25 protein-coding genes are annotated in these 25,520 nt (G+C 74.2%); 14 read left to right on the plus strand and 11 right to left on the minus strand.

The features are described from left to right. Window positions 1–59 precede the first annotated feature (59 nt). Both AC0GKK_RS14360 and AC0GKK_RS14365 read left to right on the plus strand, forming a co-directional pair. Entirely contained in the window at window positions 60–4,523 is a 4,464-nt protein-coding gene (locus AC0GKK_RS14360; protein WP_489881831.1) for a Pls/PosA family non-ribosomal peptide synthetase, read from the plus strand. 92 nt (window positions 4,524–4,615) lie between these two features. Then, window positions 4,616–5,017 carry a group I truncated hemoglobin gene (locus AC0GKK_RS14365; RefSeq protein WP_062399423.1) on the plus strand — a complete coding sequence of 134 codons (402 nt, stop codon included), beginning with the start codon at window positions 4,616–4,618 and terminating at the stop codon, window positions 5,015–5,017. Window positions 5,018–5,060: 43 nt separating this feature from the next. Here the strand turns inward: AC0GKK_RS14365 and AC0GKK_RS14370 are convergent, their stop codons facing one another. From AC0GKK_RS14370 to AC0GKK_RS14380, 3 genes are all read right to left on the minus strand, one after another. After that, window positions 5,061–6,518 (minus strand): MBL fold metallo-hydrolase, encoded by a 1,458-nt coding sequence (locus AC0GKK_RS14370; protein ID WP_489881832.1) that lies wholly within the window; start codon window positions 6,516–6,518, stop codon window positions 5,061–5,063. A 77-nt stretch (window positions 6,519–6,595) separates the two neighbouring features. Beyond that, window positions 6,596–6,763: a DUF8730 family Cys-rich protein gene (locus AC0GKK_RS14375; protein WP_251783165.1), complete on the minus strand. Its 168-nt coding sequence runs from the start codon at window positions 6,761–6,763 to the stop codon at window positions 6,596–6,598. Window positions 6,764–6,848: 85 nt separating this feature from the next. After that, complete coding sequence (locus AC0GKK_RS14380) at window positions 6,849–7,739, minus strand: LysR family transcriptional regulator (protein WP_489881833.1); 891 nt, start codon at window positions 7,737–7,739, stop codon at window positions 6,849–6,851. Window positions 7,740–7,810: 71 nt separating this feature from the next. On the opposite strand from AC0GKK_RS14380, the gene AC0GKK_RS14385 reads away from it, so the two are divergent. Beyond that, window positions 7,811–8,980, plus strand: coding sequence for a TDT family transporter (locus AC0GKK_RS14385; RefSeq protein WP_405420355.1), 1,170 nt, complete (start codon window positions 7,811–7,813; stop codon window positions 8,978–8,980). A 127-nt stretch (window positions 8,981–9,107) separates the two neighbouring features. Here AC0GKK_RS14385 and AC0GKK_RS14390 read toward each other — a convergent pair whose 3' ends face one another. From AC0GKK_RS14390 to AC0GKK_RS14405, 4 genes are read right to left on the minus strand one after another with little or no spacing between them, the layout of a single operon-like run. After that, window positions 9,108–9,443 (minus strand): TSUP family transporter, encoded by a 336-nt coding sequence (locus AC0GKK_RS14390; RefSeq protein ID WP_489881834.1) that lies wholly within the window; start codon window positions 9,441–9,443, stop codon window positions 9,108–9,110. Then, on the minus strand, window positions 9,380–9,976 hold the full coding sequence (locus tag AC0GKK_RS14395; RefSeq protein WP_489881835.1) for a TSUP family transporter: 597 nt from the start codon (window positions 9,974–9,976) through the stop codon (window positions 9,380–9,382). The genes AC0GKK_RS14390 and AC0GKK_RS14395 overlap by 64 nt, the downstream gene beginning before the upstream one ends. Then, complete coding sequence (locus tag AC0GKK_RS14400) at window positions 9,973–10,314, minus strand: rhodanese-like domain-containing protein (RefSeq protein ID WP_489881836.1); 342 nt, start codon at window positions 10,312–10,314, stop codon at window positions 9,973–9,975. The genes AC0GKK_RS14395 and AC0GKK_RS14400 overlap by 4 nt, the downstream gene beginning before the upstream one ends. Further along, window positions 10,311–11,120 carry a GntR family transcriptional regulator gene (locus tag AC0GKK_RS14405; protein ID WP_405420361.1) on the minus strand — a complete coding sequence of 270 codons (810 nt, stop codon included), beginning with the start codon at window positions 11,118–11,120 and terminating at the stop codon, window positions 10,311–10,313. The genes AC0GKK_RS14400 and AC0GKK_RS14405 overlap by 4 nt, the downstream gene beginning before the upstream one ends. Window positions 11,121–11,811: 691 nt before the next feature. On the opposite strand from AC0GKK_RS14405, the gene AC0GKK_RS14410 reads away from it, so the two are divergent. Next, window positions 11,812–13,242 carry an MBL fold metallo-hydrolase gene (locus AC0GKK_RS14410; RefSeq protein WP_345650340.1) on the plus strand — a complete coding sequence of 477 codons (1,431 nt, stop codon included), beginning with the start codon at window positions 11,812–11,814 and terminating at the stop codon, window positions 13,240–13,242. Window positions 13,243–13,303: 61 nt separating this feature from the next. Here AC0GKK_RS14410 and AC0GKK_RS14415 read toward each other — a convergent pair whose 3' ends face one another. After that, the gene (locus AC0GKK_RS14415) at window positions 13,304–14,500 is read right to left on the minus strand and encodes an NAD(P)/FAD-dependent oxidoreductase (RefSeq protein WP_405420364.1); all 1,197 of its coding nucleotides are present in this window, start codon (window positions 14,498–14,500) and stop codon (window positions 13,304–13,306) included. A gap of 194 nt (window positions 14,501–14,694) precedes the next feature. On the opposite strand from AC0GKK_RS14415, the gene AC0GKK_RS14420 reads away from it, so the two are divergent. Continuing rightward, window positions 14,695–16,065, plus strand: a complete 1,371-nt coding sequence (locus AC0GKK_RS14420) for an MBL fold metallo-hydrolase (RefSeq protein WP_405420367.1) — start codon at window positions 14,695–14,697, stop codon at window positions 16,063–16,065. 9 nt (window positions 16,066–16,074) lie between these two features. Next, the gene (locus AC0GKK_RS14425) at window positions 16,075–16,692 is read left to right on the plus strand and encodes a class I SAM-dependent methyltransferase (protein ID WP_405420369.1); all 618 of its coding nucleotides are present in this window, start codon (window positions 16,075–16,077) and stop codon (window positions 16,690–16,692) included. A gap of 6 nt (window positions 16,693–16,698) precedes the next feature. Here AC0GKK_RS14425 and AC0GKK_RS14430 read toward each other — a convergent pair whose 3' ends face one another. Then, entirely contained in the window at window positions 16,699–17,847 is a 1,149-nt protein-coding gene (locus AC0GKK_RS14430) for a cysteine--tRNA ligase (protein ID WP_405420371.1), read from the minus strand. 127 nt (window positions 17,848–17,974) lie between these two features. On the opposite strand from AC0GKK_RS14430, the gene AC0GKK_RS14435 reads away from it, so the two are divergent. Then, window positions 17,975–19,036 (plus strand): YeiH family protein, encoded by a 1,062-nt coding sequence (locus AC0GKK_RS14435; protein WP_405420373.1) that lies wholly within the window; start codon window positions 17,975–17,977, stop codon window positions 19,034–19,036. 6 nt (window positions 19,037–19,042) lie between these two features. Here the strand turns inward: AC0GKK_RS14435 and AC0GKK_RS14440 are convergent, their stop codons facing one another. Beyond that, window positions 19,043–19,471: an Rv1352/Rv1906c domain-containing protein gene (locus AC0GKK_RS14440; protein WP_405420375.1), complete on the minus strand. Its 429-nt coding sequence runs from the start codon at window positions 19,469–19,471 to the stop codon at window positions 19,043–19,045. 107 nt (window positions 19,472–19,578) lie between these two features. On the opposite strand from AC0GKK_RS14440, the gene AC0GKK_RS14445 reads away from it, so the two are divergent. The 7 genes from AC0GKK_RS14445 (at window position 19,579) to AC0GKK_RS14475 (ending at window position 25,122) form a co-directional block, all read left to right on the plus strand. Continuing rightward, entirely contained in the window at window positions 19,579–19,845 is a 267-nt protein-coding gene (locus AC0GKK_RS14445) for a metal-sensitive transcriptional regulator (protein ID WP_062399401.1), read from the plus strand. A gap of 29 nt (window positions 19,846–19,874) precedes the next feature. Then, window positions 19,875–20,474 (plus strand): rhodanese-like domain-containing protein, encoded by a 600-nt coding sequence (locus AC0GKK_RS14450; RefSeq protein WP_489881837.1) that lies wholly within the window; start codon window positions 19,875–19,877, stop codon window positions 20,472–20,474. Between the two features lie 72 nt (window positions 20,475–20,546). Next, window positions 20,547–20,888, plus strand: a complete 342-nt coding sequence (locus tag AC0GKK_RS14455) for a hypothetical protein (protein ID WP_482636294.1) — start codon at window positions 20,547–20,549, stop codon at window positions 20,886–20,888. Between the two features lie 190 nt (window positions 20,889–21,078). Next, window positions 21,079–21,702: a TetR/AcrR family transcriptional regulator gene (locus tag AC0GKK_RS14460; RefSeq protein ID WP_405420383.1), complete on the plus strand. Its 624-nt coding sequence runs from the start codon at window positions 21,079–21,081 to the stop codon at window positions 21,700–21,702. A 78-nt stretch (window positions 21,703–21,780) separates the two neighbouring features. Next, window positions 21,781–22,620, plus strand: coding sequence for an SDR family NAD(P)-dependent oxidoreductase (locus tag AC0GKK_RS14465; protein ID WP_489881838.1), 840 nt, complete (start codon window positions 21,781–21,783; stop codon window positions 22,618–22,620). A gap of 70 nt (window positions 22,621–22,690) precedes the next feature. Then, window positions 22,691–24,352, plus strand: coding sequence for a flavin monoamine oxidase family protein (locus tag AC0GKK_RS14470; RefSeq protein WP_489881839.1), 1,662 nt, complete (start codon window positions 22,691–22,693; stop codon window positions 24,350–24,352). Further along, window positions 24,352–25,122: a carbon-nitrogen hydrolase family protein gene (locus AC0GKK_RS14475; protein WP_482636291.1), complete on the plus strand. Its 771-nt coding sequence runs from the start codon at window positions 24,352–24,354 to the stop codon at window positions 25,120–25,122. Before AC0GKK_RS14470 ends, AC0GKK_RS14475 begins: the two co-directional genes overlap by 1 nt. On the opposite strand, the gene AC0GKK_RS14480 is transcribed toward AC0GKK_RS14475, so the two are convergent. After that, window positions 25,113–25,484, minus strand: a complete 372-nt coding sequence (locus AC0GKK_RS14480) for a cupin domain-containing protein (RefSeq protein ID WP_346102483.1) — start codon at window positions 25,482–25,484, stop codon at window positions 25,113–25,115. The two genes, AC0GKK_RS14475 and AC0GKK_RS14480, sit on opposite strands and share 10 nt — an antisense overlap. Between the last annotated feature and the right edge of the window lie 36 nt (window positions 25,485–25,520).

Raw genomic sequence — 25,520 nt, forward strand, 5'->3', positions numbered from 1 at the left:
CCACGCCCGACCCGCACTTTCGTCCCCTCGGGATGGGGTAGGCCGGTGTCATGTCCGACGTGTCCAACCGATCGGCCCTCACCGGCGGGGTCGACGGCGGCGACGGCCGCGCCATCAAGCCGGGGCAGCCCCAGGTGATCCGCAGGGATCTTCCGTACCGACCCTCGCCGACCCGCCGTCCGGTGCCGAGCCCCCGCCCCCGCCGCGGCGCCGTGCCGCTCGACGACCGCGTGCTGGTCCCCGGGGCGACCCTGGAGGCCTCCCGCGCCCGTCCCGGCGAGCAGCTCGCCGAGGTGTTCGAGGAGGCCGTCGACCACCACCCGGACGCCGTCGCCGTCGACACCGGCGACGCCACGCTGACCTACCGAGAACTCGACGGGCGCACCAACCGTCTCGCCCGGCACCTGCGCGGGCGCGGCACCGGGCCCGGCGACGTCGTCGGGCTGCTGCTCGACGACCCGGTGGAGAGCTACACCGCCATGCTCGCGGTACTCAAGACCGGGGCCACCTTCGTCCCGATGGACGCGGGCTTCCCCGCGGACCGCGTGGCGTTCATCCTCTCCGACTCCGCGGCCGGGCTGCTGCTGGTCACCGACAGCGCGCTGGTCAAGGTCGGCGAGCCCGTCGGGGGCGACGTCGAGATCCTCTCGGTCAGCGGTGCGGCGGCCGCCGACATCGCCGCCTGCTCCGACGAGCGGCTCGGGCCGGACAGCCGTCGCACACCGGGCCGCGACCACCCCGCCTACCTGATCTACACCTCCGGCTCCACCGGCCGGCCCAAGGGCGTCGTGATCGGACATCCGGCGATCTGCAACTTCGTGCGGGTCGCCGCCGACGAGTACGGCGTCCGCGCCGACGACCGCATGTACCAGGGCCTGACCCTGGCCTTCGACTTCTCCGTCGAGGAGATCTGGACCTCGTTCCTGACCGGCGCCACCCTCGTCCCCAAGCCGGCCGGGGTGTCGCTGGTCGGCGAGGACCTGCACGACTTCCTGGTCGAGCGCCGCGTCACCGCGATGTGCGTGGTGCCGACGCTGCTCGCCACCGTCGAGGCCGACCTCGACGACCTCCGGTTCCTGCTCGTGTCCGGGGAGGCCTGCCCGCAGGACCTCATCCGCCGCTGGTGGACCCCGCAGCGCCGCTTCCTCAACGTCTACGGCCCCACCGAGGCCACCGTCACCGCGACGATGGCGCAGGTCCACCCGGACCGCCCGGTGACGATCGGGCGGCCGCTACCGACCTACGCCGCCCTCGTCCTGGACACCACCGACCCGACCCGGGTGCTGCCGTTCGGCGAGACCGGGGAGCTGGCCGTCGCCGGGGTGGGACTGGCCGACGGTTACCTCAACCGCGACGAGAAGACCGCAGAGGTGTTCGTCCCGGCCCCGGTCGACCTGCCGAACAACCCGTCCGGGCTGATCTACCGCACCGGTGACCTGACGCGGATCAACGCCGACGGCGAGATCGAGTACCGGGGCCGCATCGACCTGCAGGTCAAGATCCGCGGCTACCGTATCGAGCTGTCCGAGATCGAGGCCGTGCTGCAGGACCACCCGGCGGTCGCGATGGCGGTGGTGGACACCTTCGAGCCGACGCCCGGCACGAAGGAGCTCGTCGGCTACTACAGCCTGGTCCGCGGCGCGGAGCCGCCGACCGACCTGCGGGCCCGCCTGCAGGACCGGCTGCCGTCCTACATGGTGCCCGCCTACCTCGAGCACCTCGAGCTCATCCCGATGACCACCAGCGACAAGGCGGACCGCAAGAACCTGCCCGCGCCGACCGGCAGCCGTGTGGCCGCGACCGGCCCGGTCGTGGGCCCGGCGACCGACGTCGAGCGCGGCCTGGTCGCCGAGCTCGCCACCGCGCTGCGGGTCCAGCCCGCCGAGATCTCGGTCGAGGCCGACTTCTTCGACGAGCTCGGCGCCACCTCGCTGCTGCTGGCCGGGTTCGCGGCCGCCGTGCGCCGTCGTGACGACCTGCCGTCGGTGTCCGCACGCGACGTCTACCGCCACCCCACCGTGCGCCGGCTCGCCGCCGCGCTCGGCGACGTCGTGCCGACCGTGGCCGCCGAACCGGTCGAGCCGGTGCGCGCCCGCCCGGTGGCGCACGCGCTGACCGGCATCGCGCAGCTGCTGTTCCTGCTCGCGTCCGGCTTCGCCGCTGCCGCGGTGCTGGTCCTCGGCTACCGCTGGGTCTCCGCCGCCCCCGAGGCGGTGTCGCTGACCGGCCGGGCCGCGCTGTGGACCGCGGGGGTGCTCGTCGCCGTCGTGCTGCTGCCGGTGCTCGCGAAGTGGACGCTCGTCGGCCGCTTCCGCGAACGGACCGTGCCCTTGTGGGGCGCCACCCACCTGCGGTTCTGGGTCGTCTCGACGCTGATCCGGACCAATCCGATGGCGCTGGCCGTCGGCACTCCGCTGTACACCGCGTGGCTGCGGCTGCTCGGCGCGCGGATCGGGCGCGGCAGCGCCCTGTTCGGGGCCGTCCCGGTCGCCACCGACCTCGTCCGGGTCGGCGCCCGCACGATCGTGCACCCGGAGGCGTCGCTGCAGGGCTACCGGGCCGTGCCCGGTGCGCTGGAGTTCGGCCCGGTCGGCGTCGGCGACGACTGCGTGGTCGGCGAGGCCGCTGTGCTCGACATCCGGACCTGGATGCAGGACGGGTCGCAGCTGGGCCACGCCTCGGCGCTGCGCCCCGGTGTCACCGTCCCGTCCGGCCAGGTCTGGCACGGCTCGCCCGCCGGTCCGTCCGACTCGGACTACCGCGGGCCCGACGCCGTCGGCGCGGGGCGGCTGCGCCGGGTCGTCTACTCGACGGTGTTCGCCGGGCTGTCCTGGGCCGTCGCGACGGCGGTGTTCGCCCTCGTCGTGGCCGCGTTCGCCCGCTTCGCCCCGCAGGTGGCCGGTCTGATCGGGCTGACCGGTGCCGACATGGGCGCGCACTGGTGGTTCTTCCTGGTCGGCGCGATCGCGGTCATGGCACTGGTCGTGGCGGCCCTGCTGGTGGGCGTGCTCGCCGTGCTGACGCTGCCGCGGTTGGCCGCGCTGTTCGTGCCGGTCGACCGCACCTTCCCGCTCTACGGCGTGCGCCACGTCGCGCAGCAGATCGTGACCGGCGTGTCGAACGCGCGGTTCCTGGTGCTGCTGCTCGGCGACAGCTCGTTCATCACCGGCTACCTGAAGGGCCTCGGTTACGACCTCGACGACCTGCGGCAGACGGGGTCGAACTTCGGCACCCAGCTCCGCCAGGAGTCGCCGCGGCACGCCCGCGTCGGCACCGGGACGATGGTGTCCGACGGACTGCGGATGATGAACACCGAGCTGTCGCACGACTCGTTCCGGATCCGCCCGGTGCGGCTGGGCCGGGACAACTTCGTCGGCAACGACGTGCACCTGCCGCCGGACGCCCGGATCGGCGACGACGTGCTGCTCGCGACCAAGGTCATGGTCCCGGTGGACGGGCCGATGCGGACCGGGGTGGGCCTGCTCGGCTCGCCGCCGATGGAGATCCCGCGCACCGGCGCGGGGCCGCACCCGAACCACCCGGCCACCGACGAGGAGCTGGCCCGCCGGCTGCGCTCCAAGAACCGCTACAACGCCTCGACCCTCGTCGTCACGGTGCTGCTGCGGGCCCTCGGTGTCGCGGTCGCGCTGGTCCCGCTCGGGATCTCGGTGGCGCTCTGGCCGGCGTGGGGCCTGTGGGCCCTCGGCCCGGCCGTGTTCCTCGGCCCGCTGCTGCTCATGGTGTGGTCGGCGCTGCTGGAGCGCGCGACGCTCGGCTTCCGCGGCCTGCAGCCGCGCACCGCGTCCATCTACGACCGCTACTTCTGGTTCCACGAACGGCTCTGGAAGCTCTACGTCCGGCCGGTGCTGGCCGGGACCCCGCTGCTCGTGTGGCGCAACCGCCTGGCCGGTCTGCGCGCCGGGAGGCGCGTCTTCGACGACGGCGCCGCCCTGCCGGAGAAGAGCCTGGTCTCCCTCGGCGACGACGTCGTGCTCAACTCCGGGTCGGTCCTGCAGTGCCACTCGCTGGAGGACGGCCGCTTCGAGTCCGGCCGGATCCGGGTCGGCGACGGCGTGGCCGTCGGCGTGCGGGCGTTCGTGCACTACTCCACCGACATCGGCGACGGCGCGACGCTGGCCGCCGACTCGTTCCTGATGAAGGGCGAGCAGGTGGCCCCGGGTGAGCGCTGGGGCGGGAACCCGGCCGAGCCGGAGGCGGACGACGCGCCGGTGCCCGACCACCGCGCGCCTGCGGAGCCCGCGGTCCCGGTGTCGGTCGTGCCCGTGCTGCCCCAGCCGTTCACCGAGGAGGTGTTCCTGTCGCGGGTGCAGCAGTACCTGGAGCTGCACGACGTCGCCTGGGCCACCAACGCCTCGGTCGCGGTGCTCGACACCCTGGCCCGCAGCCTGGGCGCGGACGCCCGTGACGACCTGGCCCGGCACCTGCCGTCCGGGCTGCGGGTCCAGGTCCCGTCGCTGACCGGCTACGGCCCGGGACACGGGCAGCACGCGGTCGACGACTGACCGCACGGCCGGGAACCGGTTGTGCACTATTGACGACACCCGCACCGCACGGGATTGTGATCGGGTCCCGACAACGGAGTGGGAGCGTCGTCATGCCCGAACAGCAGTCCCTGTACGACCGCCTCGGCGGCATCTACGCGATCGCCGGGGCGGTCGACATCCTCGTCGACCGGCTCTTCGCGAACGCCTCGGTCAACGCGAACGAGGGGGTGCACGCCCACCACGGCGACCCGGCCAACGCCCCCGGCTACAAGTTCCTGGTCACGGCGTGGTCGGTGCAGGCCGCGGGCGGTCCGCAGTGCTACCCGGGCATGGACATGGTCACCGCGCACGAGACGCTGAAGATCACCGACGAGCAGTTCGACGCGGTCGCGCTGGAGATCTCCTCGACGCTGAACTTCTGCGGGGTGCCCACGCCGGAGCACACCGAGTTCATGGAGATCATCGAGAGCTACCGGTCCGAGGTCGTGGAGCAGCGACCGAAGGTCGCCTGACGCGCCCGTCCCGCCGGCGCCGACGGGCGCCGGCGGGATCCGCTCAGCGTCGGGCGGGCAGGTCCGGGTGCCAGTCCGCGGCCATCTCGAGCTCGTGGTGCAGGTGCGCGGCGACGTCGGCGCGACGACGCCGCTCCTCCGGCAGGGCTGCCCACGCGGCGTACCCGCCGGCGAGGTCGCGGACGTCGGCGAACCCGGCACGGCGCAGCAGCGAGGCCGCCACCCCCGAGCGGTAGCCGCCCGCGCAGTGCACCACGACCGTCCGGTCCCGGGCGACCTCGTCGAGCCGGCGGGGCAGCTCGGCGAGCGGGATCCGGCGCGCCCCCGGCACCGCCCCCGCCGCGAGCTCACCGCGGTTGCGAACGTCGAGCACCTCCGGTCGGTCGGGTCCCGCGAGCATCTCCGCCAGCGCGGCCGCGTCGACCCGCTCCGAGCGCTGCGTACGCCCCGGCTCCGCGAGCACGGCGTCCGGGTCGCGCAGATAGCCGAGGACCCGGTCGGCGCCGATCCGGGCCAGCCGGGTCACCACCTCCTCCTCGCGGTCCTGCGGGGCGACCACCACGATGTCGCGGTCCGGGTCGACCACGGTGCCCACGGTCTCGGCGAAACGGCCGTCGAGCGGCACCGACAGGGAGCCGGGGAGGTGCCCGGCGGCGAACGCGTCCGCGTCGCGGGCGTCGAGCAGGACCGCGCCCCGGCGGGCCAGGTCGTCGACCTCGGCGGCAGCGAGCGGGCGTGCGTGGCGTGCCGGATCGAACAGCTCGTGCCCGCGGCGGTTGGCGAACGCGTCGTGGACGAAGTAGCCGGGCGCGGCCGGCTGGCCGGCGGTGACCATCGCGAGGAAGTCCTCGACGTCGGTCGACCGGCAGGCGGGGTTGTCGCGCCGCTGGTCGCCGATGGTCGACGCACGTTCGGTGGACAGGTTCTTCCCGCAGGCCGAGCCCGCGCCGTGGCCGGGCAGCACCCGCACCGCGTCGGGCAGCTCCATGAGGCGGGCCACCGAGGCGTGCAGCCGTCGGCCGAGCTCGTCGGCGGTCACGCCGATCGAGGCCAGCAGGTCCGGCCGGCCGACGTCGCCGACGAACAGGGTGTCTCCGGTGAGGACGGAGTGGGGGACCGCGTCACCGGCGTGCTCCCACACCAGGACGCTGATCGACTCGGGTGTGTGGCCCGGTGTCGCCAGCACCTCGAGCACGACGTCGCCGAGCTCGATCCGCTCGCCGTCGGCGAGCAGGCGGGCGGGGAACTCCGGGCGTGCCTCGTCGCCGAACCCGATCCACGCCCCGGTCCGCTCGGCGAGCTCCAGGTGGCCCGCCAGGAAGTCGGCGTGGAAGTGGGTGTCGATCACCCCGACGATCGTCAGGCCGTGCGCGGCGGCGTCGGCGAGGTACTCCCCGACGTCGCGGCGGGGGTCCACGACGACGGCCCGTCCGGTCCTCTCGTCGCCGACGAGATAGGAGGCCTGGGACAGGCATTCCAGGTAGTACTGCGTGAGGATCATGGCGCGTCTCCGATCGTGATCCGGATGCTCCATGGATACCCCCAGGGGTATATCCCGCCCAGGGCCGGAGGTCCCGCTCAGGACCGGCCGAACAACCTCGCGAACAGGCCGCCGCCTGAGCGCTCGGCCGGCGTGCAGCGGCAGCGCTCGGCCGGGCGCACCCCGGCCATGACCTGGTCCACGTGCTGCCCACAGCCCTGCCAGGTGACCTTGCCGCAGTTGCGACAGGTGGCGCGTCGGCACATAGCGATCGCCTCCTCGTATCGGTCCCGGTCGGCTGGATACCCCCGGGGGTATCGTCGAGTATACGTCGTCGCGCATGTCCGGGGGTCAGCGTCGTGACGCGATCCGCACCAGCACCAGCGCCGGGCCCGACGGTGCCCGGCCACGGCGCCAGGCCGCCCGCAGCCGTCGCTGCAGGTCCGCCCCGCGCACCGGCACCGTCCGCAGCGTCCCCGCCGCGACCTCGGCCGCGACGGCGAGGCCGCTGATCACCGCGGGACCCGCCCCGCCGGCGACGGCGTTCTTGATCGCCGTCGTCGATCCCAGCTCCAGCACCGGCGGGGCCAGGGCACCCAGCGCGCGCTCCAGGAAGTCGCGGGTGCCCGATCCCGGTTCCCGGGCCACCAGCGGGGTCGACCCCAGCCGGGGCGCGTCCACCGCCCGGCGCCCCGCCCACGGGTGGTCCGGGGCGACGACGAGCACCAGCCGGTCCCGCGCGACGACCTGGCCGTCGAGGTCGGCGGGCAGCTCGGGCCCCTCGACGAAGCCGAGGTCGGCGTCCCCGGAGCGGACGTCGTCGACCACCTCGGCCGTGTTGTGCGAGGTCAGGGTGACGGCGGTACCGGGCAGCTCCGCCCGCAGCGCGACCAGCCAGCGCGGCAGGAGGTACTCGGCGACCGTCACGCTGGCCGCCACCCGCAGCCGGGCCGCGCGGTCCGTCCGCAGGGCGGCGACCCCCTCGTCGAGAGCGTGCGCGGCGTCGAGCGCGGCCCGGGCCCGCTCCACCACCAGCGCGCCGTCCGGGGTGAGCCGGGTGCCCCGCGGGGAGCGCTCCAGCAGGGTCAGCCCGAGCGCGGACTCCAGGCTCCTGATCCGAGCGCTGACCGCGGCCTGGGAGACGCCGTGCGCCACGGCAGCCCTGCCCATGCTCCCCAGGGTCGCGACGGAGACCAGCAGGTCGTAGGGCACGAGGTCGGCCACACGCGGAGACAGAGCCACAACCACAGCTTATGACTTCGCAACCCGGCGACGGGTACCGTCCGGCGCCTGCCGCGCGCACCGTGGAGACCATGACCACCCACCTGGACCGCCCCGCAGCCGAGGTCGGAGACCTGCCCCGGCGGCCGCACGCGCTCGCCCGGATCGGGCTGCTGCGCGACCTCGACCGCCCCGGCGACGTTGTCTCGTCGCTGGGGCCCAACTGGTTCGCATCGGTGATGGGCACCGGCATCGTCGGCGGCGCGGTCGCCACGCTGCCGCTGCGCTCGCCGGTCCTGACCGCCTGGGGCACCGCGGTGTGGGGACTGGCCTCGGTGCTGCTCGTCGTGCTGGTCGTGGCGACGGCGGCGCACCGCCTGCGCTTCCCCGCCCGGGCCCGTGGGCACGCGGCCGATCCGGTCGCCGTGCAGTTCTACGGCGCCGTCGCGATGGCCCTGATGACCGTCGGCGCCGGTGCCGTCCAGTTCGGGATCCCGGTCCTCGGTGCCACGGCCGCACTCGCCACGAGCTGGACGCTGTGGCTGGCCGGCACCGCGTTCGGCCTGGTCACCGCCGTCGGCGTGCCCTACCTGATGATCACCCGCCACGAGATCGGCCCGGACGCCGCGTTCGGCGGCTGGCTGATGCCGGTCGTGCCGCCGATGGTGTCGGCGGCCGACGGCGCCCTGCTCGTCGCCCACCTCGCCCCGGGGCCGGGCCGCGCGACGCTGCTGCTCGCCTGCTACGCGCTGTTCGGGATGAGCCTGTTCGCGACGCTCGCGCTGCTCCCGCAGATCTGGAACCGGCTGGTCGTGCACGGGACCGGCCCGGCCGCGACCGTCCCCACCCTGTGGATCGTCCTCGGCCCGCTCGGCCAGTCGGTCACCGCGGCGGGCCTGCTGGCGAATGTCGCGCCGGGCACGCTGCCGGAGCCGTTCGCGAGCGGCACCGCCGTGTTCGCCGTGCTCTACGGCGTCCCGGCCTGGGGGTTCGCCATGCTGTGGATGGCGCTGGCGGCCGCGGTGACCGTCCGGACGGCCCGCCGCGGGTTGCCGTTCGCGCTGACCTGGTGGAGCTTCACCTTCCCGCTCGGCACCTGCGTGACCGGGACGAACCTGCTCGCGGCCCGGCTGGGGACACCGGCGTTCGCCGTGGTGGCGGTGGCGCTCTACGGACTGCTCGTCGTGGCGTGGGCCGTGGTCGCGGCCCGGACGGCGCACGGTGCACTGGTCCGCGGGCACCTGCTCGCCCCCGCGTCCTGACCAGAGCCACCCTTCCCGCCCCGCCCCGGCTGCTCCCAGGGGAACCCTCGGGGCTTCTAGGGCAACGAGAGTTCCCCTGGGAGCACCCGGAGGGCCGGAGAGCCGCAACGGCGCGGTCCCGGGGCGGTCAGAGGGCGAGCAGGCTCTGCACCCCGACGAACAGCCCGACGACGACGAGCAGCCCGGCGAACGTCCGGTTGAGCGCCGCGCCCGACATCCGGTCGGCGACGAGCTTGCCGCCGAGCGCGCCGAGCACCGCGACCGCGGCGAACGGCCCGATGACCGCCCAGTCCAGGTCGAGGTGCCCGATCCGGGCACCCATCGAGCTGATCGAGTTGAAGGTGAGCACGAGCAGCGAGGTGCCGATCGCCGCGGGCATCGACAGGCCCATGAGCATGGTCAGGGCCGGGACGACGAGGAACCCGCCGCCGACCCCGAGGAACCCGGCCAGGAACCCGACCACCGAGCCGGCCGCGACAATCCTGCCGATGCGGCGGGCCACCGACCGGCGCGCGGGGGCCGCGAGGACGGCGGTCGCGCCGACCGTCCCCGGGCCCCGGCGGTGCGGGGTGCCGGCTCCGCCCCGGCCGCGGCGCCGGTCTCCGCGACCGCCGCACCGTCGGCCTGCTGCCCCGACGACCCGCCCTTGACCAGCATCAGCACGGCGATGGCGAGGGTGAGGGCCGCGAAGGACAGCAGCAGGACGGGCTGGGGCACAGCACGGTTGAGCAGCGACCCCGCCCAGGCGGTGGGCACGCCGACGATCCCGAACCCGACACCGGTCCGCCAGTCGATGGTGCGACCGCGCAGCCGGGCCAGGACGCCGGCGGCGGAGATGATGCCGACGATGACGATGCTGCCGGTGGTCGCCGTGCGGGCGTCCTGGCCGAGCGCGTAGACCAGCGCGGGCACGGCGAGCACGCCACCGCCCCCACCGAGGGTCCCGATGACGAGTCCGACCACCAGACCCAGCGCTCCGGCCAGGACGCCGGTCATGCGACGGTCCCGGGTCCGCCGTCGTCGTCGACGAACGGGAGGCCGGCCTCGGACCAGGCCGTCATGCCACCGGCCATGTTCCGGACGTCGATCCCGGCGTCGGCCAGCGCCGCCGCGGCCCGGCCGGACCGGTTCCCGGAACGGCAGACGGCCACGACCATCCGGTCCTGGTCGAACGTCATCGGGTCCAGCTCCCCGAGCGGGGTGTGCACGGCGCCCTCGATGTGCCCGGCGCTCCACTCCGCGGACTCGCGGACGTCGAGCAGCAGGGCCCCGCCGGCGGCGAGCTCCCGGGCGTCCACCGGGTCGGTCTGCGGGATCTGGTCGGGCGTGGTCATCGTCGTGGGTCCTTCCGGTCGGGGGAGCCGAGCAGGTCGAGCTGGTAGCCGTCCTTGGCGGAGAAGTCCGCGCGCAGGACGAAGCGGTCGCCGCGGACGAGGGTCTGGCGCCACTCCACCGGGCGCCCCTTGGCACAGCCGAGGCGCCGGATCGAGAACGCGGCGGTGGACGGGCTGCCGCCCAGCAGCCGGTGCTCGGCGGAAGTGGGCAGGATGGGCTGGATGGTCTCCTCGCCGCCGGTGAGGACGACCCCGCAGAGCTCGGCGTAGCGCTCGTAGAGCGCACCGGTGGTGAAGTCGGCCTTCAGCAGCGGGGCGGCGAGGTCGAGCGGGAGCCACACCCGGTCCAGGGCGAGCGGGTCGCCGCCGGCGAACCGCAGGCGTTCCAGGTGGACCAGCGGTGTGGACTCCTCCAGCCCGAGCCGGGCCGCGACGACGCCGTCGGCGCGGGTGTCCAGCGCCCGCACCACGCTCTGCTGTTCCAGGCCCATCGCGCGCACCGACGCATTGAGGCTGTAGAGCGCACCGAGCCGCTGGGCGATCTCGACCGGCTCGGCCTGGCGCGACGGGCGTCCGCGCGTCCCGACGACACGGCCCTCGTCGCGCAGTACCTTGACCGCCTGCCGGACGGTGTGCCGGCTGACGCCGTACTCCTCCACCAGCGCCAGCTCGCCGGGGAACCCGTCGGTGAACGCGTCGAGATCGAGGCGGCGCCGCAGGTCGTCGAGCAGCTGTTCCCAGAGCAGACGGCCGGGCTCGCGCCGGATCACGGCGGGGCCGGGGGCATCGGTCTCGGTGTCGGACACTCCTTGAATGTACGGTCATTTAGCGTCGGTGAGCAAGTCCCCCCGGAGTGCCACGGACCACGCCGGAGTCATGGTCCAACCCACGGGCGGGCGCCGGCTCGGACGGGAGACGGGCGGGGACGGGTCGCAGCCGGGGGCGGGACGGCGTCCGGGCCGGAGCACCGGCCCGGAGAAACGTCAGAACGGCACGCCGGACCCGTGCGCGGCCCGCACGGCCACGGCCACCCGGCCGAGCAGGCCGGATCGGGCGCCACCCCCGGACGGCCGCCGGTGCCGCCGTCGCCCGGGGTGTCCACGGGCGGGGGCGCGTCCGCCGCGGACGGGCGGGCGGCGGCCGGCTCGGCGGCGGAGGCGGCCGGGGAGTCGGACGGGTGGGGACGGACGGACGTGCGCACGGTCGCTCCGGTGATCCGGTGGGTCGGGACGGACGGGAGCGACTCCGGTACTACCGGGCCGCTCGGACTCCCGGGCGACAGTGACGGTCGTCGACCGACAGCTGGTCGGTGGCGATCAGGCACACGACGAAGCCGCGATCGACCGACGGAGCTGCGGGACACACGGGGATCACGACACCACGCGGCCCCCCATCGCGCAACAGCCCGACCGGTCGCATGTGACCCGCCGCCCCTCGACGGCGGACCGCGATGAATGTACGGTCATTTGTACAGCGTCACATCCCCAGGAGGGCATCATGGGAGCGGACCCCGTCGAGGCCGGTGCGTGGCAGCGCAGCGGTGACCTCGTCTTCCGGCAGTACTACCTGGGCTGTCTGTCCCAGGCGTCCTACCTGATCGGCGACCGGGCCACCGGCCGCGCCGTCGTCGTCGACCCACAGCGGGACGTCGCGCTCTACCTGGCCGACGCCGAGGCCGAGGGCCTCCGCATCGAGCGGGTGCTCGAGACCCACGTGCACGCGGACTTCCTCTCCGGGCACCTGGAGCTGGCGACCGCGACCCGCTCCCCCATCTCCTACGGCGACGCCGCGCAGGTCGAGTTCCCGGTGGAACCGCTCGCCGACGGGCAGATCCTGTCCCTGGGCTCGGTGAGCCTGGAGGTCCTGCACACCCCCGGCCACACGCCGGAGTCGATCTGCCTGGTCGTGCGCGACCAGCCCGGCGCCGCGCCCTGGGGCGTACTGACCGGCGACACGCTGTTCATCGGAGACGTCGGTCGTCCCGACCTGCTCGGCGGGGCCGGCTGGTCCGCCGAGGAGCTCGGCCGCGCCCTCTATCGCTCCACCCGCCGCCGGCTGCTCACCCTGCCGGACGGGACCCGGGTCTTCCCGGCCCACGGCGCCGGGTCGGCCTGTGGGAAGAACCTGTCGACCGAGACCTCCAGCACCATCGGCGAGCAGCGCCGTACCAACTACGCGCTGGCGCCGATGGACGAGAACGCCTTCGTCGCCGCCGTCACCGAGGGCCAGTCGGTGGCGCCGATGTACTTCGCGCACGCCTCGCAGCGCAACCGCGAGTCCCGGCCGGTGCTCGACGAGACCTCGCGTGTCCCCGCGCTGTCGTTGCTGCAGGTCGACGAGCTGGTCCGCGACGGGGCCGTGCTGCTCGACACCCGCGATCCGCAGGACTTCGCCGCCGCACACCTCCCGCGCTCGGTCAACGTGGGCCTCGGCGGCCGGTTCGCCGAGATGGCCGGTCAGGTCGTGCCGGCCGACGCCGACCTCGTCCTGGTCGGCGACCCCGGCACGGCGGTCGAGGCGCGCAACCGGCTCGCCCGGATCGGTTTCGACCGGGTGCGGGGTGAGCTCGACGGCGGGGTGTCCGCCGCACCGCCGGAGCGCCTGCGCTCGGCCGGCCGGGTGACCGCCACCGAGCTGGCCGCCCTGCCGGACGGGACGCAGGTCGTCGACGTCCGCGGCCCGGGCGAGGTCGCCGGGTCCGGGCTCGTCCCGGGAGCCGTGCCGATCCCGCTGCCCGCCCTCGTCTCGCGGCTCGGCGAGCTCGACCCGGCCACCCCGACCGTCGTCTACTGCGCGGGCGGCTACCGCTCCTCGATCGCGGCGTCGGTGCTGCGTGCCCGGGGCTTCGCCACCGTCGACGACCTGCTCGGCGGGTTCGGTGCCTGGGCCGACGGCTCCCGGCCGGTCGCGACACCGGCCACCACCTGATCCGCCCGCCGACGACGGCGCCCCGGCCGGGATCCGGCCGGGGCGTCGTCGGTGCGGGGACTCAGGCGAGACCGCGGAGCATCGCGTTCCAGTACATCGCGGGGAGGCCGTAGCGCTTGAGCAGCCACATGTCCCTCCGCTCCTTGATGGTGTCGATCCCGGGGATCGACGGCGTCGGCGTCATCGTGTAGTCGAACTCGGCGAGCAACATGTGGTGCCGCGAGGTCGTCAGCGGGCAGGACGCGTAGCCGCCGTAGCTCGCCGACGGCGTGCGCCCCGCCATGACGTCGCGCAGGTTCCGGGCGACCACCGGTGCCTGCTTGCGGATGGCCGCACCGGTCTTCGAGTTCGGCGAGGACCCGGCGTCGCCGAGGGCGAACACGTTCGGGTACCGCGTGTGCTGCAGGGTGTGCTTGTCGATCTCGACATAGCCCGCCGGATTGTTCGGGTCGGCCAGCGCGCTCTTCTTCACCCAGTCCGGCGCGCTCTGCGGCGGGACGGCGTGCAGCACGTCGTAGGACAGGGTCGAGGTCGTGTCGCCCGCCGCGTGGTCGACGACGGTGATCTCCTTCGCGCCGGCATTCACCGAGGTCATCTCGCTCTGGAAGTGGACCTGGATGCCGTAGCGGGCGGCGACGCCCTCGAGCACCTTCGCGAACTCCGGTACGCCGAACATGCCCGGCGTCGGCAGCACCAGGTGCACGTCGATGTCGCGCAGCACGCCCTGCTCCCGCCAGTGGTCGGCGGCGAGGTAGGCGATCTTCTGCGGCGCTCCCGCACACTTGATCGGGCCACCGGGCATGGTGAACACCGCGGTGCCCTTCCGCAGCTCCCGGATGAACTTCCAGGTCGCGGGCGCGAGCTGGTACTCGTAGTTGCTCGACACCCCGTCGCGCCCCAGGGCGTCGGACAGGCCGGTGACCTTGGCCCAGTCCAGCTGGATCCCCGGGCACATCACCAGGTACTCGTACTCCACGCTCGACCCGTCGTCGAGCTCGACCGAGCGGGCGTCCGGGTCCACCGAGACCGCGCCCCTGCGGATCCACGTCACGCCCTTGGGCATGACCGAGGCCTGCGGGCGCGCGCTCTGCTCCACCGGCGCCCGGCCGCCGCCGACGAGCGTCCACAGCGGCTGGTAGTAGTGCGTCACCGCGGGGTCGACGACGGCGACGTCGCGCTCCCCCGCCCGGCGCAACCGGGCCGCGACGCTGATGCCCGCGCTGCCGCCGCCCACGATGACGATCCGGTGTCCCGGCATGTTCGTCGCCTCCTCAAATGTACGTACATAGAGGCTATCGGGCGCATTGCCTGGGCACAATGGTCCGGATTCGGCCCGTCAGACCCCTCGATCGACCCCTTCTTGCGATCCAGCTCACAGCTAGGCTTTGGAATGTACGATCATTTGATCGGGTTGCGGCAGGTGCCCCGAAGTCAGTGCCGAGAGGACCGGACATGATCACCGTTCTGACCGTCGAGACGCCCGGCCTGGGAGACCGCAGCTACCTGGCGCACGACGGCGAGGTCGCCCTCGTCGTCGATCCCCAGCGCGACCACGACCGGATCCGCGCCGCCGCCGACGAGGCGGGCGTCCGGATCACCCACGTGTTCGAGTCCCACATCCACAACGACTACGTCACCGGTGGTGTCCAGCTGGCCCGCGCGACCGGCGCGCTGTACCTGCTCAACGCCGACGACCCGGTCTCCTTCGAACGCGTCGGCGTCCGCGACGGTCAGGTCGTCGAGGTCGGCACGATGCACGTCCGGGTCCTGCACACCCCGGGACACACCCACACCCACCTGTCGTTCGCCGTCTCCGACGGCTCCGTGCCCGGCGCCGAGCCGGTGGTCGTCTTCACCGGCGGATCACTCCTGTACGGCTCCACCGGCCGTCCCGACCTGCTGGGACCCGACCACACCGACACGCTCGCCCACGCCCAGTGGCGCTCCGCCCGGCGGCTCGCCGCGGAGCTGCCCGACGCCACCGAGATCTTCCCGACCCACGGCTTCGGCAGCTTCTGCTCCGCCACCCAGGCCACCGGCACCGCGAGCACCATCGGGGCGGAGAAGGCGGCCAACCCCGCGCTGACCCGTGAGCAGGACGAGTGGGTCCGCGAGCTGCTGGCCGGGCTCGACGCGTTCCCCGCGTACTACGCGCACATGGGACCCGCCAACGCCGCCGGGCCGGACGAGATCGACCTGTCCGCTCCGGCCGAGGCCGACCCGGCCGAGCTGCGGCGGCGCATCGACGCGGGCGAGTGGGTCGTCGACCTGCGTACCGGGACCGCGTTCGCGGCCGGGCACGTCGCCGGGACGGTCAACATCGGGCTCGGCGGCCAGTTCGTGACCTATCTCGGCTGGCTCATGCCGTGGGGGACACCGGTGACACTGCTCGGGGAGACCGCGGCGGACGTCGCCGAGGCGCAGCGCGAGCTCGTCCGGATCGGGATCGACCGGCCGGCCGCGGCCGCGACCGGCAAGCCCGAGGAGTGGGCCGGCGACGCGCCGCTGCACAGCTTCCGCCAGGCCACGTTCGCCGATCTCGCCGCCGAGTACGACCGTGGCGCGCGCCCGTCGGTCCTCGACGTCCGCCGGAACCCCGAGCGGGCCGGCGGGTGGGTGCGCGGCTCGGTCGGGATCCCGGTCCACGAGGTCCTCGACCGGCTCGACGAGGTCCCGGCCGGGCCGGTCTGGGTGCACTGCGCCGGTGGCTACCGGGCCGCCGTCGTGGCCGGGCTGCTCGACGCCCGCGGGATCGAGGTCGTGGCGATCGACGACGTGTTCGGCAACGCCGCGGCGGCGGGCCTGCCGGTCGTCGCCGGGTAGCGTGCCGCCGTGTCCACCGGTGAGCACCGCATCTTCGCCGCGCTGTACGACCGCGTCCTCGATCCCGTCGAGCGCCGGGTTCTCGGCCCGCGCCGGGCGGCGTTGGTCGGCGACCTGACCGGCCGCGTCCTCGACGTCGGCGCGGGCACCGGCGCCAACCTGCCGTACTACCGCGCCGCCGACGAGGTGATCGCCCTCGAACCGGACCCGGCCATGCGCCGCAGGCTCGACGACCGCGCCGCGGCCTGCGCCGTCCCGCTGACCGTGAGCGGGGCGGGCGCCGACGCACTGCCCGCCGCCGACGGCTCGGTCGACGCGGTGGTGTTCACCCTCGTGCTCTGCACCGTCCCCGACCCGGCGCAGGCACTGGCCGAGGCGCACCGGGTGCTGCGCCCGGGCGGGCGGCTGGTGGCGATCGAGCACGTCGTCGGGCACGGCCGGCCCGCGACCTGGCGACGGCGGCTGGCCCCGGTGTGGGAGCGGATGGCGGCAGGCTGCCGGCTCGACCGTGACACCGAGGCCGCGGTCACCGCCGCAGGGTTCGTGCCCGGCACCGTCGAGCGGTTCCCGGCCGCGCCGTCGTGGGGACCGATCGGCGCCATGGTGGCGCTGACCGCGACCCGCTGACCGAGGTCACTGCAGGGCGAGGGTCCGGATGACCGTGCGCGCCGCCTCGCCGCCCGACTCCAGCGCCGTCGCCACCGCGCGGGGGATGTCGAGGTCGTCGAGCAGCGCGTCGCGCACCGCGTCCACCGCGGCGGCCGAGCCGGGCTTGCGCCCGGCCGCGACGTAGAGCTCCTCCAGCCGCCCGGTCGCGAGCGCGAGGTCCTCGGGCCGGTACTCCCACGGCTGCGCCCACGGCCGGTCCAGCAGGAACAGGCGCACCGCGGCCCCCGGGGTGCCGGCGAGCAGGTCCTGCACCAGCACGAGGTTGCCGGTGGACTTGGCCATCTTGGCGCCGTCGACGGACACGATCCCGGCCTGGAACCCGCGCCGGGCGAACAGGCCCGCGCCGGTCGCGGCCGCGGCCATCGCCGACTGGTACGCGTGGTGCGGGAACGCCAGGTCGGCGCCGCCCGCGAGCACGTCGACGACACCGCCGAGGGTCGCCAGGGCCATCGCGGCGCACTCGGCGTGCCAGCCCGGGCGTCCCGGCCCCCAGGGGCTCGGCCACGCCGGGTGGTCGCCGGCGGCGGGCTTCCACAGCGGCACGTCGAACGGGTCGTCCCGGTGCGGGTCACCGGGGTCGTCGCCGTACTCGGCGGACAGGGCCAGCGCGGTGTCACGGTCCAGGCCCGCCGCCTCCGGGACGCCGGCGCCGCGGAAGTACACCGCGCCGTCGCGCTCGTAGGCGGCGCCGGTGGCCAGCAGCGCCGCGGCCAGCGCGATCACGTGCTTCACGTGGTGGCGCGCGTGCGGGGCGTGGTCGGGTGCGACGACCTGCAGGTCGGCCATGGTGCGGTCGAACCAGAACTCCTGGCGCAGGCCGAACTCGTCGTAGTCGACCCGGCGCTCGGCCGCGGTACGGGTGAGGACGTCGTCGACGTCGGTCACGTTGCGGGTCACCCGGGTCGGGGTGCCGGTCGACCGCACGACCCGGGTCAGCACGTCCGCCCAGACGAACGTCGCGGCGTGGCCCAGGTGGGTGACGTCGTACGGAGTGATCCCGCACACGTACACCCGCGCGGGCGCCGACAACGGCAGCGGCGCTCCTGCCAGCGCGAATGCGGCCCCTCCGCCCTCGTCGCCCCCGGCCGTGCCGTCCGCCTCGAACTGGTCCATACCGGCCATCCTCACCGATTCCACGACGCCCGGGGAAGGGCACCCCCGGCCGGCCGTCGACATCACGATCACGAGAGGGCTACCGTTCCACGAGGTAATGTCCGTACATTAACGGAAGGTACGCACCATGGCGCCCACCGCCGATCGTGCCCCCTCGACCACCGGCACCCCCACAGCCACCGTCACCGACCGGGTCCGCGACCGCCTGCCTGGACTCGCCGTCGCGCTGGTCGTCGCCGCCGTCGCCACGGCGGCCGGGATCGAGGTGCCCGTGATCGGCGGACCGGTCTTCGGGATCGTGCTCGGGGTACTCGTCGCGACCGCGCTCAGGCCCGGCGACCGGCTCCGGCCCGGCCTGGCCTTCGCCTCCCGCCCGGTCCTCCAGACCTCGATCGTGGTGCTCGGCCTGACGCTGTCCCTGACCCAGATCGCGCACGTGGGACTGACCTCGCTGCCGGTCATGCTCGGCACGCTCGCCGTGGCCCTCGCCGGCGCCTGGGGACTCGGACGACTGCTCGGGGTGCGGGGCGACGCCCAGCTCCTCATCGGCGTCGGTACCGCGATCTGCGGGGCGTCCGCCATCGCGGCGACCCAGGCCGTGATCCGGGCGAAGGAGTCGCAGGTCGCCTACGCCATCGGCACGATCTTCACCTTCAACGTGGTCGCCGTGCTGGTTTTCCCCCAGCTCGGCCACCTGATGGGCCTGGCGCCGCACGCGTTCGGCCTCTGGGCGGGCACGGCGATCAACGACACGTCCTCGGTCGTCGCCGCCGGATACGCCTTCGGCGGTGACGCCGGGCCCTACTCGGTCATCGTGAAGCTGACCCGGACACTGATGCTGGTCCCGATCGTCCTCGTGCTCGCGACCCGGGTCGCCCGGCGGGAGGCCGCGGCGGCCGGCGAGCGGACGCGTTCGCTCCCGTGGCGCAAGCTCGTCCCGACCTTCCTGATCGGGTTCGTCGTCGCCTCCGCGCTGACCAGCGCCGGACTGGTGCCCGAGGCCTGGCACCCGGCGATCACCACGCTCGGCACGTTCCTGATCACGACAGCGCTGGCCGGGATCGGACTCTCGATGCGCCTGTCCGACGTCCGTCGCGCCGGTCCGCGTCCGCTGCTGCTCGGCGCGGGTCTGTGGATCCTGGTCGGCGCGAGCAGCCTGGCGCTGCAGTCACTCACCGGCACTCTCTGACCGGCTTCAGCCCGCCGTCCAGACGCAGCTGCCGGTGAAGACCACGGACTCGCCGTCGGCGATCCGGGCCGCACCGGGTCCGTGCAGGACGGCGCGGGCGATCTCGACCCCGTCCGGTGCGCTCCGGACGTAGCCGCAGCCGGTTCCCGCGAGCGGACCGACGGTCGTCCAGGTGCCGGGCACGACGTCGAAGCCGGACCGGTACACGCCCTCGGCGACCTCGCCCGACGGGGCCGGCGACGTCGCCTCGTGGGTGGCGGTCGCCTGGGCCGAGTCGTCGGACACGGTGAACGAGCGGGCGAGCAGCAGCGGGACGACCAGCGCCAGGAAAAGCCACGGCCACAGAACGGTGCGCTCCCCCGACGCCTCGCGCTCCGCGTAGTACCGCTCGTACGGTCCGCCCCGGTCCATCCCACCCGCTTCCGTCGTACTCACTCTGCAGATCGAAGTACGCGGACCGGTGTTACACCCGTCTCGGGAGGCGCAGCGCATATACCCCCTGGGGTACAGTCGGGGGAACATCGAAGGAGAGGCGGTGCGTCGTGGAGGTACGCCCCACGGAACTCACCGACGTCGTCGCCCGGCTGCGCCGGGTCGAGGGCCAGATCGCCGGGGTGATCCGGATGATCGAGGACGGCCGCGAGTGCCGTGACGTCGTGACCCAGCTGTCCGCGGCGTCCAAGGCCCTGGACCGCGCCGGATTCAAGATCATCTCGACCGGCCTGCGCCACTGCCTGACCGAGAACGCCGACGGCGAGCGCGAGGTCGACGTCGCCCAGCTCGAGAAGCTGTTCCTCTCCCTCGCCTGAGTTCCCGTCCCACCTTCCCGAGGAATCCCGTGACCGCACAGCCCGCCACCCGCACCGTGACCCCCGCCGCCCTGCGCGAGTGGTCCGAGCCGCTGGTCGTCGACGTGCGCAGCGCCGCCGAGTTCGAGGCGCAGCACATCCGCGGCTCGTACCACGTCCCGCTGAACACCCTCGCCGAGCACGCGGCCGAGCTCGCCCGCCATCTCGACGACCCGTCGTCGCCGCTGGTGCTGGTCTGCCAGTCGGGTGTGCGCGCCGAGCAGGGCCGCAGGCACCTCGCCACCGTCGGGCTGGACCGCGCCCACGTGCTCGACGGCGGGGTGGCCGCCTGGATCGCCGCGGGCCACGAGGTCGTACGCGGCCGCACCGCATGGGCCCTGGAGCGCCAGGTCCGGCTCGTCGCCGGGTCCCTGGTGCTGACCGGGATCCTCGGCGGCCGTCTCGTCACACCGAAGCTGCGACTGCTCGCGGGCGGCATCGGCGCCGGACTCACCTTCTCTGCGCTGAGCAACACCTGCGCTATGGGGTCGGCGCTGGCGCGGCTGCCGTTCAACCGCGACGTCACCGAGCCCGCGGCCGAGGCCGTCGTCGAGCAGGTCCGGCGCCGGGAGCCCGGCCCCGTCCGCTGATCCGTCCCGGACGGCCGGGACGGATCAGATCGCCGGGTTCGCCGACATGCCCGAGCCGAGGACGGCGACAGCATGTCCGGCATCACCCACGGCACCCCCATGAGCAGCCACGCCTCGCCGAGCCCCTACCGCCGGGCCCGCCGCGCGAACGCCGCCTGCTCGGCCGCGGAGGCCGCCGGCAGCGACCCCGGGACCGGTACGTCGTCGATCGTCGACACCCCCTCGGGTGACGAACCCCAGGGTCGGGTGGAGCAGCGTGTACAGACATCGGCGGGGGCTACCCTGCCCCGCATGGTCTCCCCCGCGGACGGACCGCGTCCGCACCGGCCCCGTCGCACGCAGGGCGAACGCCGAGCCAGCAGTCGGGTGATCATCCTCGCCGCCGCCCTCGATGAGCTGTTCGCGAACGGCTAGGTGTAGTGCCCATGACCGTGCAGCGCCGCGCCGGGGGTCACGGCGAGCCCGGGAGACAGAGCACGCGGACTGTTTGTCGGAGCGTCGCGCGCAAGGCCGGTCGTACACAGCAGGTTCACCCGGTCGGAACAGACGTGGCGCCGTACCGGGGAAGCCCGGGGGTGCGATCCGCCCGTGCTGGAATGGCGGGATGAGCACCGGCCGGACCTACGCGGGCGCGTCCGCGTCGGACCGCGCCGAGGACCGTCGCCGCCGGCTGCTCGACGCGGGACTGCAGGTGCTCGGGACCGACGGCTACCGGGCGGCGACCGTGCGCCGGATCTGCCGGGAGGCACGCGTCGCCGACCGGTACTTCTACGAGTGCTTCGACGGCACCGAGGCGCTGCTGCTCGCCGTCTACGCCGAGTGCACCGCCCGCCTCCGGGACGCGGTGCCTCCCGCACTGGCCGCGGCGCCCGGCACCGACCCGCTCACGCTGGCCCGGGCCGGCCTCGACGCGTTCCTGCGCGTGGTGGAGGACGACCCGCGGCTCGCCCGGGTGGTCTGGTTCGAGGTGCTCGGCGTGAGCCCCGAGGTCGAGCGGACCTCGCTGGAGACCATGTCCGGCTTCGGGCGGCTGCTCCTGGCGCTCACCGCGGACCACGCCGCCCCCTCCCCCGCCGACGCCACCGCCACCCGGCTGCGCGCCGACGCCGTCATCGGCGGGATCAGCCACGTCGTCATGACCTGGACGGTGAGCGGGTTCGACCCGCCCCGCGACCGGGTCACGGACGCGCTCGCCCTCTTCCTCGTGGGCGGTACCGGCCTGGGATGACGCCGGTCACCCCGCTATGTGGAATCACGCGTCATCAGATTAGGGTCGCCCACCACACCCGCTCGTGAGGAGCCGACGATGAAGTCCTTCACCGGTCGTACCGCCGCGATCACCGGAGCCGGATCCGGCATCGGGCGCGCGCTGGCCCTGCGCCTCGCCGGCGACGGCTGCCACCTCGCCCTGGCCGACCGGGACGCCGCGGGCCTCGACGAGACCGCCGCGCTCGCCGGGCCGCAGGTACGGGTCACCACCGCCGAGCTCGACGTCGCCGACGAGAAGGCCGTCTACGGCTGGGCCGACGCCGTCGTCGCCGACCACGGTGCCGTCCACATGATCGTCAACAACGCCGGCGTCGCGCTGTCGGGCACCACCGGGGCACTGTCCCTGGAGGACTACCGCTGGATCATGGACATCAACTTCTGGGGTGTGGTCCACGGGACCAAGGCGTTCCTGCCGCACATGGAGACCGCGGGCGCCGGCCACGTGGTCAATCTGTCGAGCATCTTCGGCGTCGCCGCGCAGCCCCTGATGAGCGGCTACAACGCGAGCAAGTACGCGGTCCGCGGGTTCACCGAGTCGCTGCGCCAGGACCTCGAGCTCACCGGGTCCCCGGTGTCCGCGACCTGCGTGCACCCCGGCGGGATCCGCACCAACATCGCGAAGGCCGCCCGGGTCGACGACAGCGTCGCCGCCGCCACCGGCCGCCCGGCCGCCGACGCCACCGCCGAGTTCGAGCGGATGCTCACCACCACCCCGGACCGGGCCGCGAAGACCATCCTGGACGGCGTGCGGCGCAACCAGCGCCGTGTCCTCATCGGACCGGACGCGTGGGCCATCGACTCGATGGTGCGGCTGCTGCCGACCACCTACCAGCGGATCGTCACCGGCGTCGTGCGCTCGCGGCGCGGAAAGGGCTGATCCGGGGCGGAGTCCTCGATAGGGTCGCGGGGCCGGGTGATCCCCGGCACACGACCCGAGGAGCCCACCCATGAGCCCCGAGCAGCCACCCGTCACCGCGTTCGGCCCGGACTTCCCCTTCCCCTACGACGACTGGCTGACCCACCCGGCCGGGCTCGGCCAGGTCCCACCGGACCGGCTGGGGACCGAGGTCGTGGTCGTCGGGGCCGGGATCGCCGGGCTCGTCGCCGCCTACGAGCTGATGCGCATCGGGCTGCGGCCGGTCGTGTACGAGTCCTCCCACCTGGGCGGACGGCTGCGCTCGCAGCCCTTCGAGGGTGCCGACGGGATCGTCGCCGAGCTGGGCGGGATGCGCTTCCCCCGCTCCTCGACGGCGTTCCACCACTACGTCGACCTGCTCGGGCTGCCCACCGCGCCGTTCCCGAACCCGCTGACGGAGGCGGCCGGCAGCACGGTGATCGACCTGCACGGGCGGACGTACTACGGCCGGACCCTGGCCGACCTGCCCCCGTTCTTCACCGAGGTCGCCGACGCCTGGGCGAGCGCGCTGGAGGAGGGCGCGGGCTTCACCGACCTGCAGCAGGCGATCCGCGAGCGCGACGTCGGGCGCATCCGGGCGCTCTGGGCGGAGCTCGTCGAGGTCTGGGACGACCGCACCTTCTACGACTTCGTGTCCACCTCGAAGGCGTTCTCCGACCTGTCCTTCGCCCACCGCGAGGCGTTCGGGCAGGTCGGCTTCGGGACCGGCGGCTGGGACTCGGACTTCCCGAACTCGATGCTGGAGATCCTGCGGGTGGTGCTGACCGGCTGCGACGAGGACCAGCTGCTCGTCGTCGGCGGGGTGGAGCAGGTGCCGCAGGGGCTGTGGACGCGCACCCCCGACGACCCGGTGCACTGGCCCGCCGGAACCAGCCTGTCGTCGCTGCACGGGGGCGGGACCCGGCCGGGTGTCGCGCGGCGGCACCGCCTCGACGCGGACACGATCCGTGTCACCGACGTCTACGGCGGCACCCGCGACGTGCCCGCGGTGCTCACCACCTGCCAGAGCTGGCTGCTGTCCACCCAGATCGACACCGACGAGTCGCTGTTCGGCCAGGAGGTGTGGATGGCCCTGGACCGCACCCGCTACATGCAGTCGACCAAGACGTTCGTGATGGTGGACCGGCCGTTCTGGCGCGACGTCGACCCGGCGACCGGGCGCGAGGTCATGTCCACCACGCTGACCGACCGGCTCACCCGCAGCACGTACCTGTTCGACAACGGGCCGGACCGGCCCGGGGTGATCTGCCTGTCGTACTCGTGGATGAGCGACTCGCTGAAGATGCTGCCGTACCCGGTCGAGAAGCGGGTCGAGCTGGCGCTGGGCGCGCTGCGCAAGATCTACCCGACCGTCGACGTCGGGGCGCACGTCATCGGCGACCCGATCACCGTGACCTGGGAGTCCGACCCGCACAGCCTCGGTGCGTTCAAGGGCGCCCTGCCCGGGCACTACCGCTACAACCGGCGGATGTACTGCCACTTCGTGCAGGACGACCTGCCCGCCGCCGAACGCGGGATCTTCATGGCGGGCGACGACGTGTCGTGGACCCCGGCCTGGGCGGAGGGCGCGGTGCAGACCGCGCTGAACGCGGTCTGGGGGATCGTCGCGCACCTGGGCGGGTCCACCCCGCCGGACAACCCCGGTCCCGGGGACCGGTTCGCCGAGCTCGCGCCGCCCGCGCTGCCGGACTGATGCGCGTCGCGCTGCTGCAGACCGTCTCCCGGCCGCACGACGTGGCCGGGAACCTCGCCCGGCTCGCCGAGGCGTGCGCCGCCGCGGACGCGGACCTGCTCGTCACCCCGGAGATGTTCCTGACCGGCTACGACATCGGCGCCGATGCGGTCGCCGCGCTCGCCGAACCGGCCGACGGGCCGTCGGCGGACGCCGTCGCCGCGATCGCCAGGACGTCGGGGACGGCGGTGCTCTACGGCTACCCGGAGCGCCACGGCGGACGGGTCGCCAACGCCGTCGCACTGGTCGGGCCGGACGGGACCCGGCTCGCCGGGTACCGCAAGACGCACCTGTTCGGCGCGCTCGACCGGGCCTGCTTCACCGCCTCGGACACCCCGCCCGCCGTCGCGACCTGGAACGGCTGGGGGCTGGGCCTGCTGGTCTGCTACGACGTCGAGTTCCCCGAGACCGTCCGCGCGCTGGCGCTGGCCGGCGCCGACGCGGTGCTGGTCCCGACCGCGAACATGCTCCCCTACGACCACGTGCCCCGGGTGCTCGTCCCGGCCAGGGCGTGGGAGAGCCAGGTGTACGTGGCCTACGCCAACTGGTGCGGCACCGAGGGGTCGCTGACCTACGGCGGGCTGTCCTGCGTCGCCGGGCCGGACGGCGCCGTGGTGCGGGCGGGCCGCGACCCGGAGCTGCTGGTGGCCGAGCTCGACCGGTCCGCGCTGGCGGTGTCGCGGCGGGCGAACCCCTACCTGGCCGACCGCCGTCCCGACCTCTACGGCTGAGGGGCCGGCCGGGGACCCGCCAGCAGGATCCACTCCAGGCACCCGCCGGGCCCGGGGGCGAGCACCTCGACCCGGTGGGCGTGCCCGCCCGCCACGTGCACGACCTCGTCCGCAGCGAGCTCCACCGACGGCCCGCCGGCCTCGACGCCCACCCGGGCCCGGCCGGCGAGGACGACGAGCAGCCGGTCGCATGGCGCGGCCGGGGCGTGCCACGCCCCGGCACCGGGGGCGAGCGCGAACCGTTCCAGGGCGAGATCGCCGTAGCCGTCGTCGCGGCCGACGAGCAGCTGGCGCGCCACCGGGGCCGGTTCCGGCGCCGGGTGGTGCGCGGCTGCCGGGGTCGTGCCGATCGTCGCGGTCATGGCCTGCCTCCACTCATCTGAGCGGTCCCAACACCG

The organism is Pseudonocardia sp. P-1 (assembly GCF_058111925.1).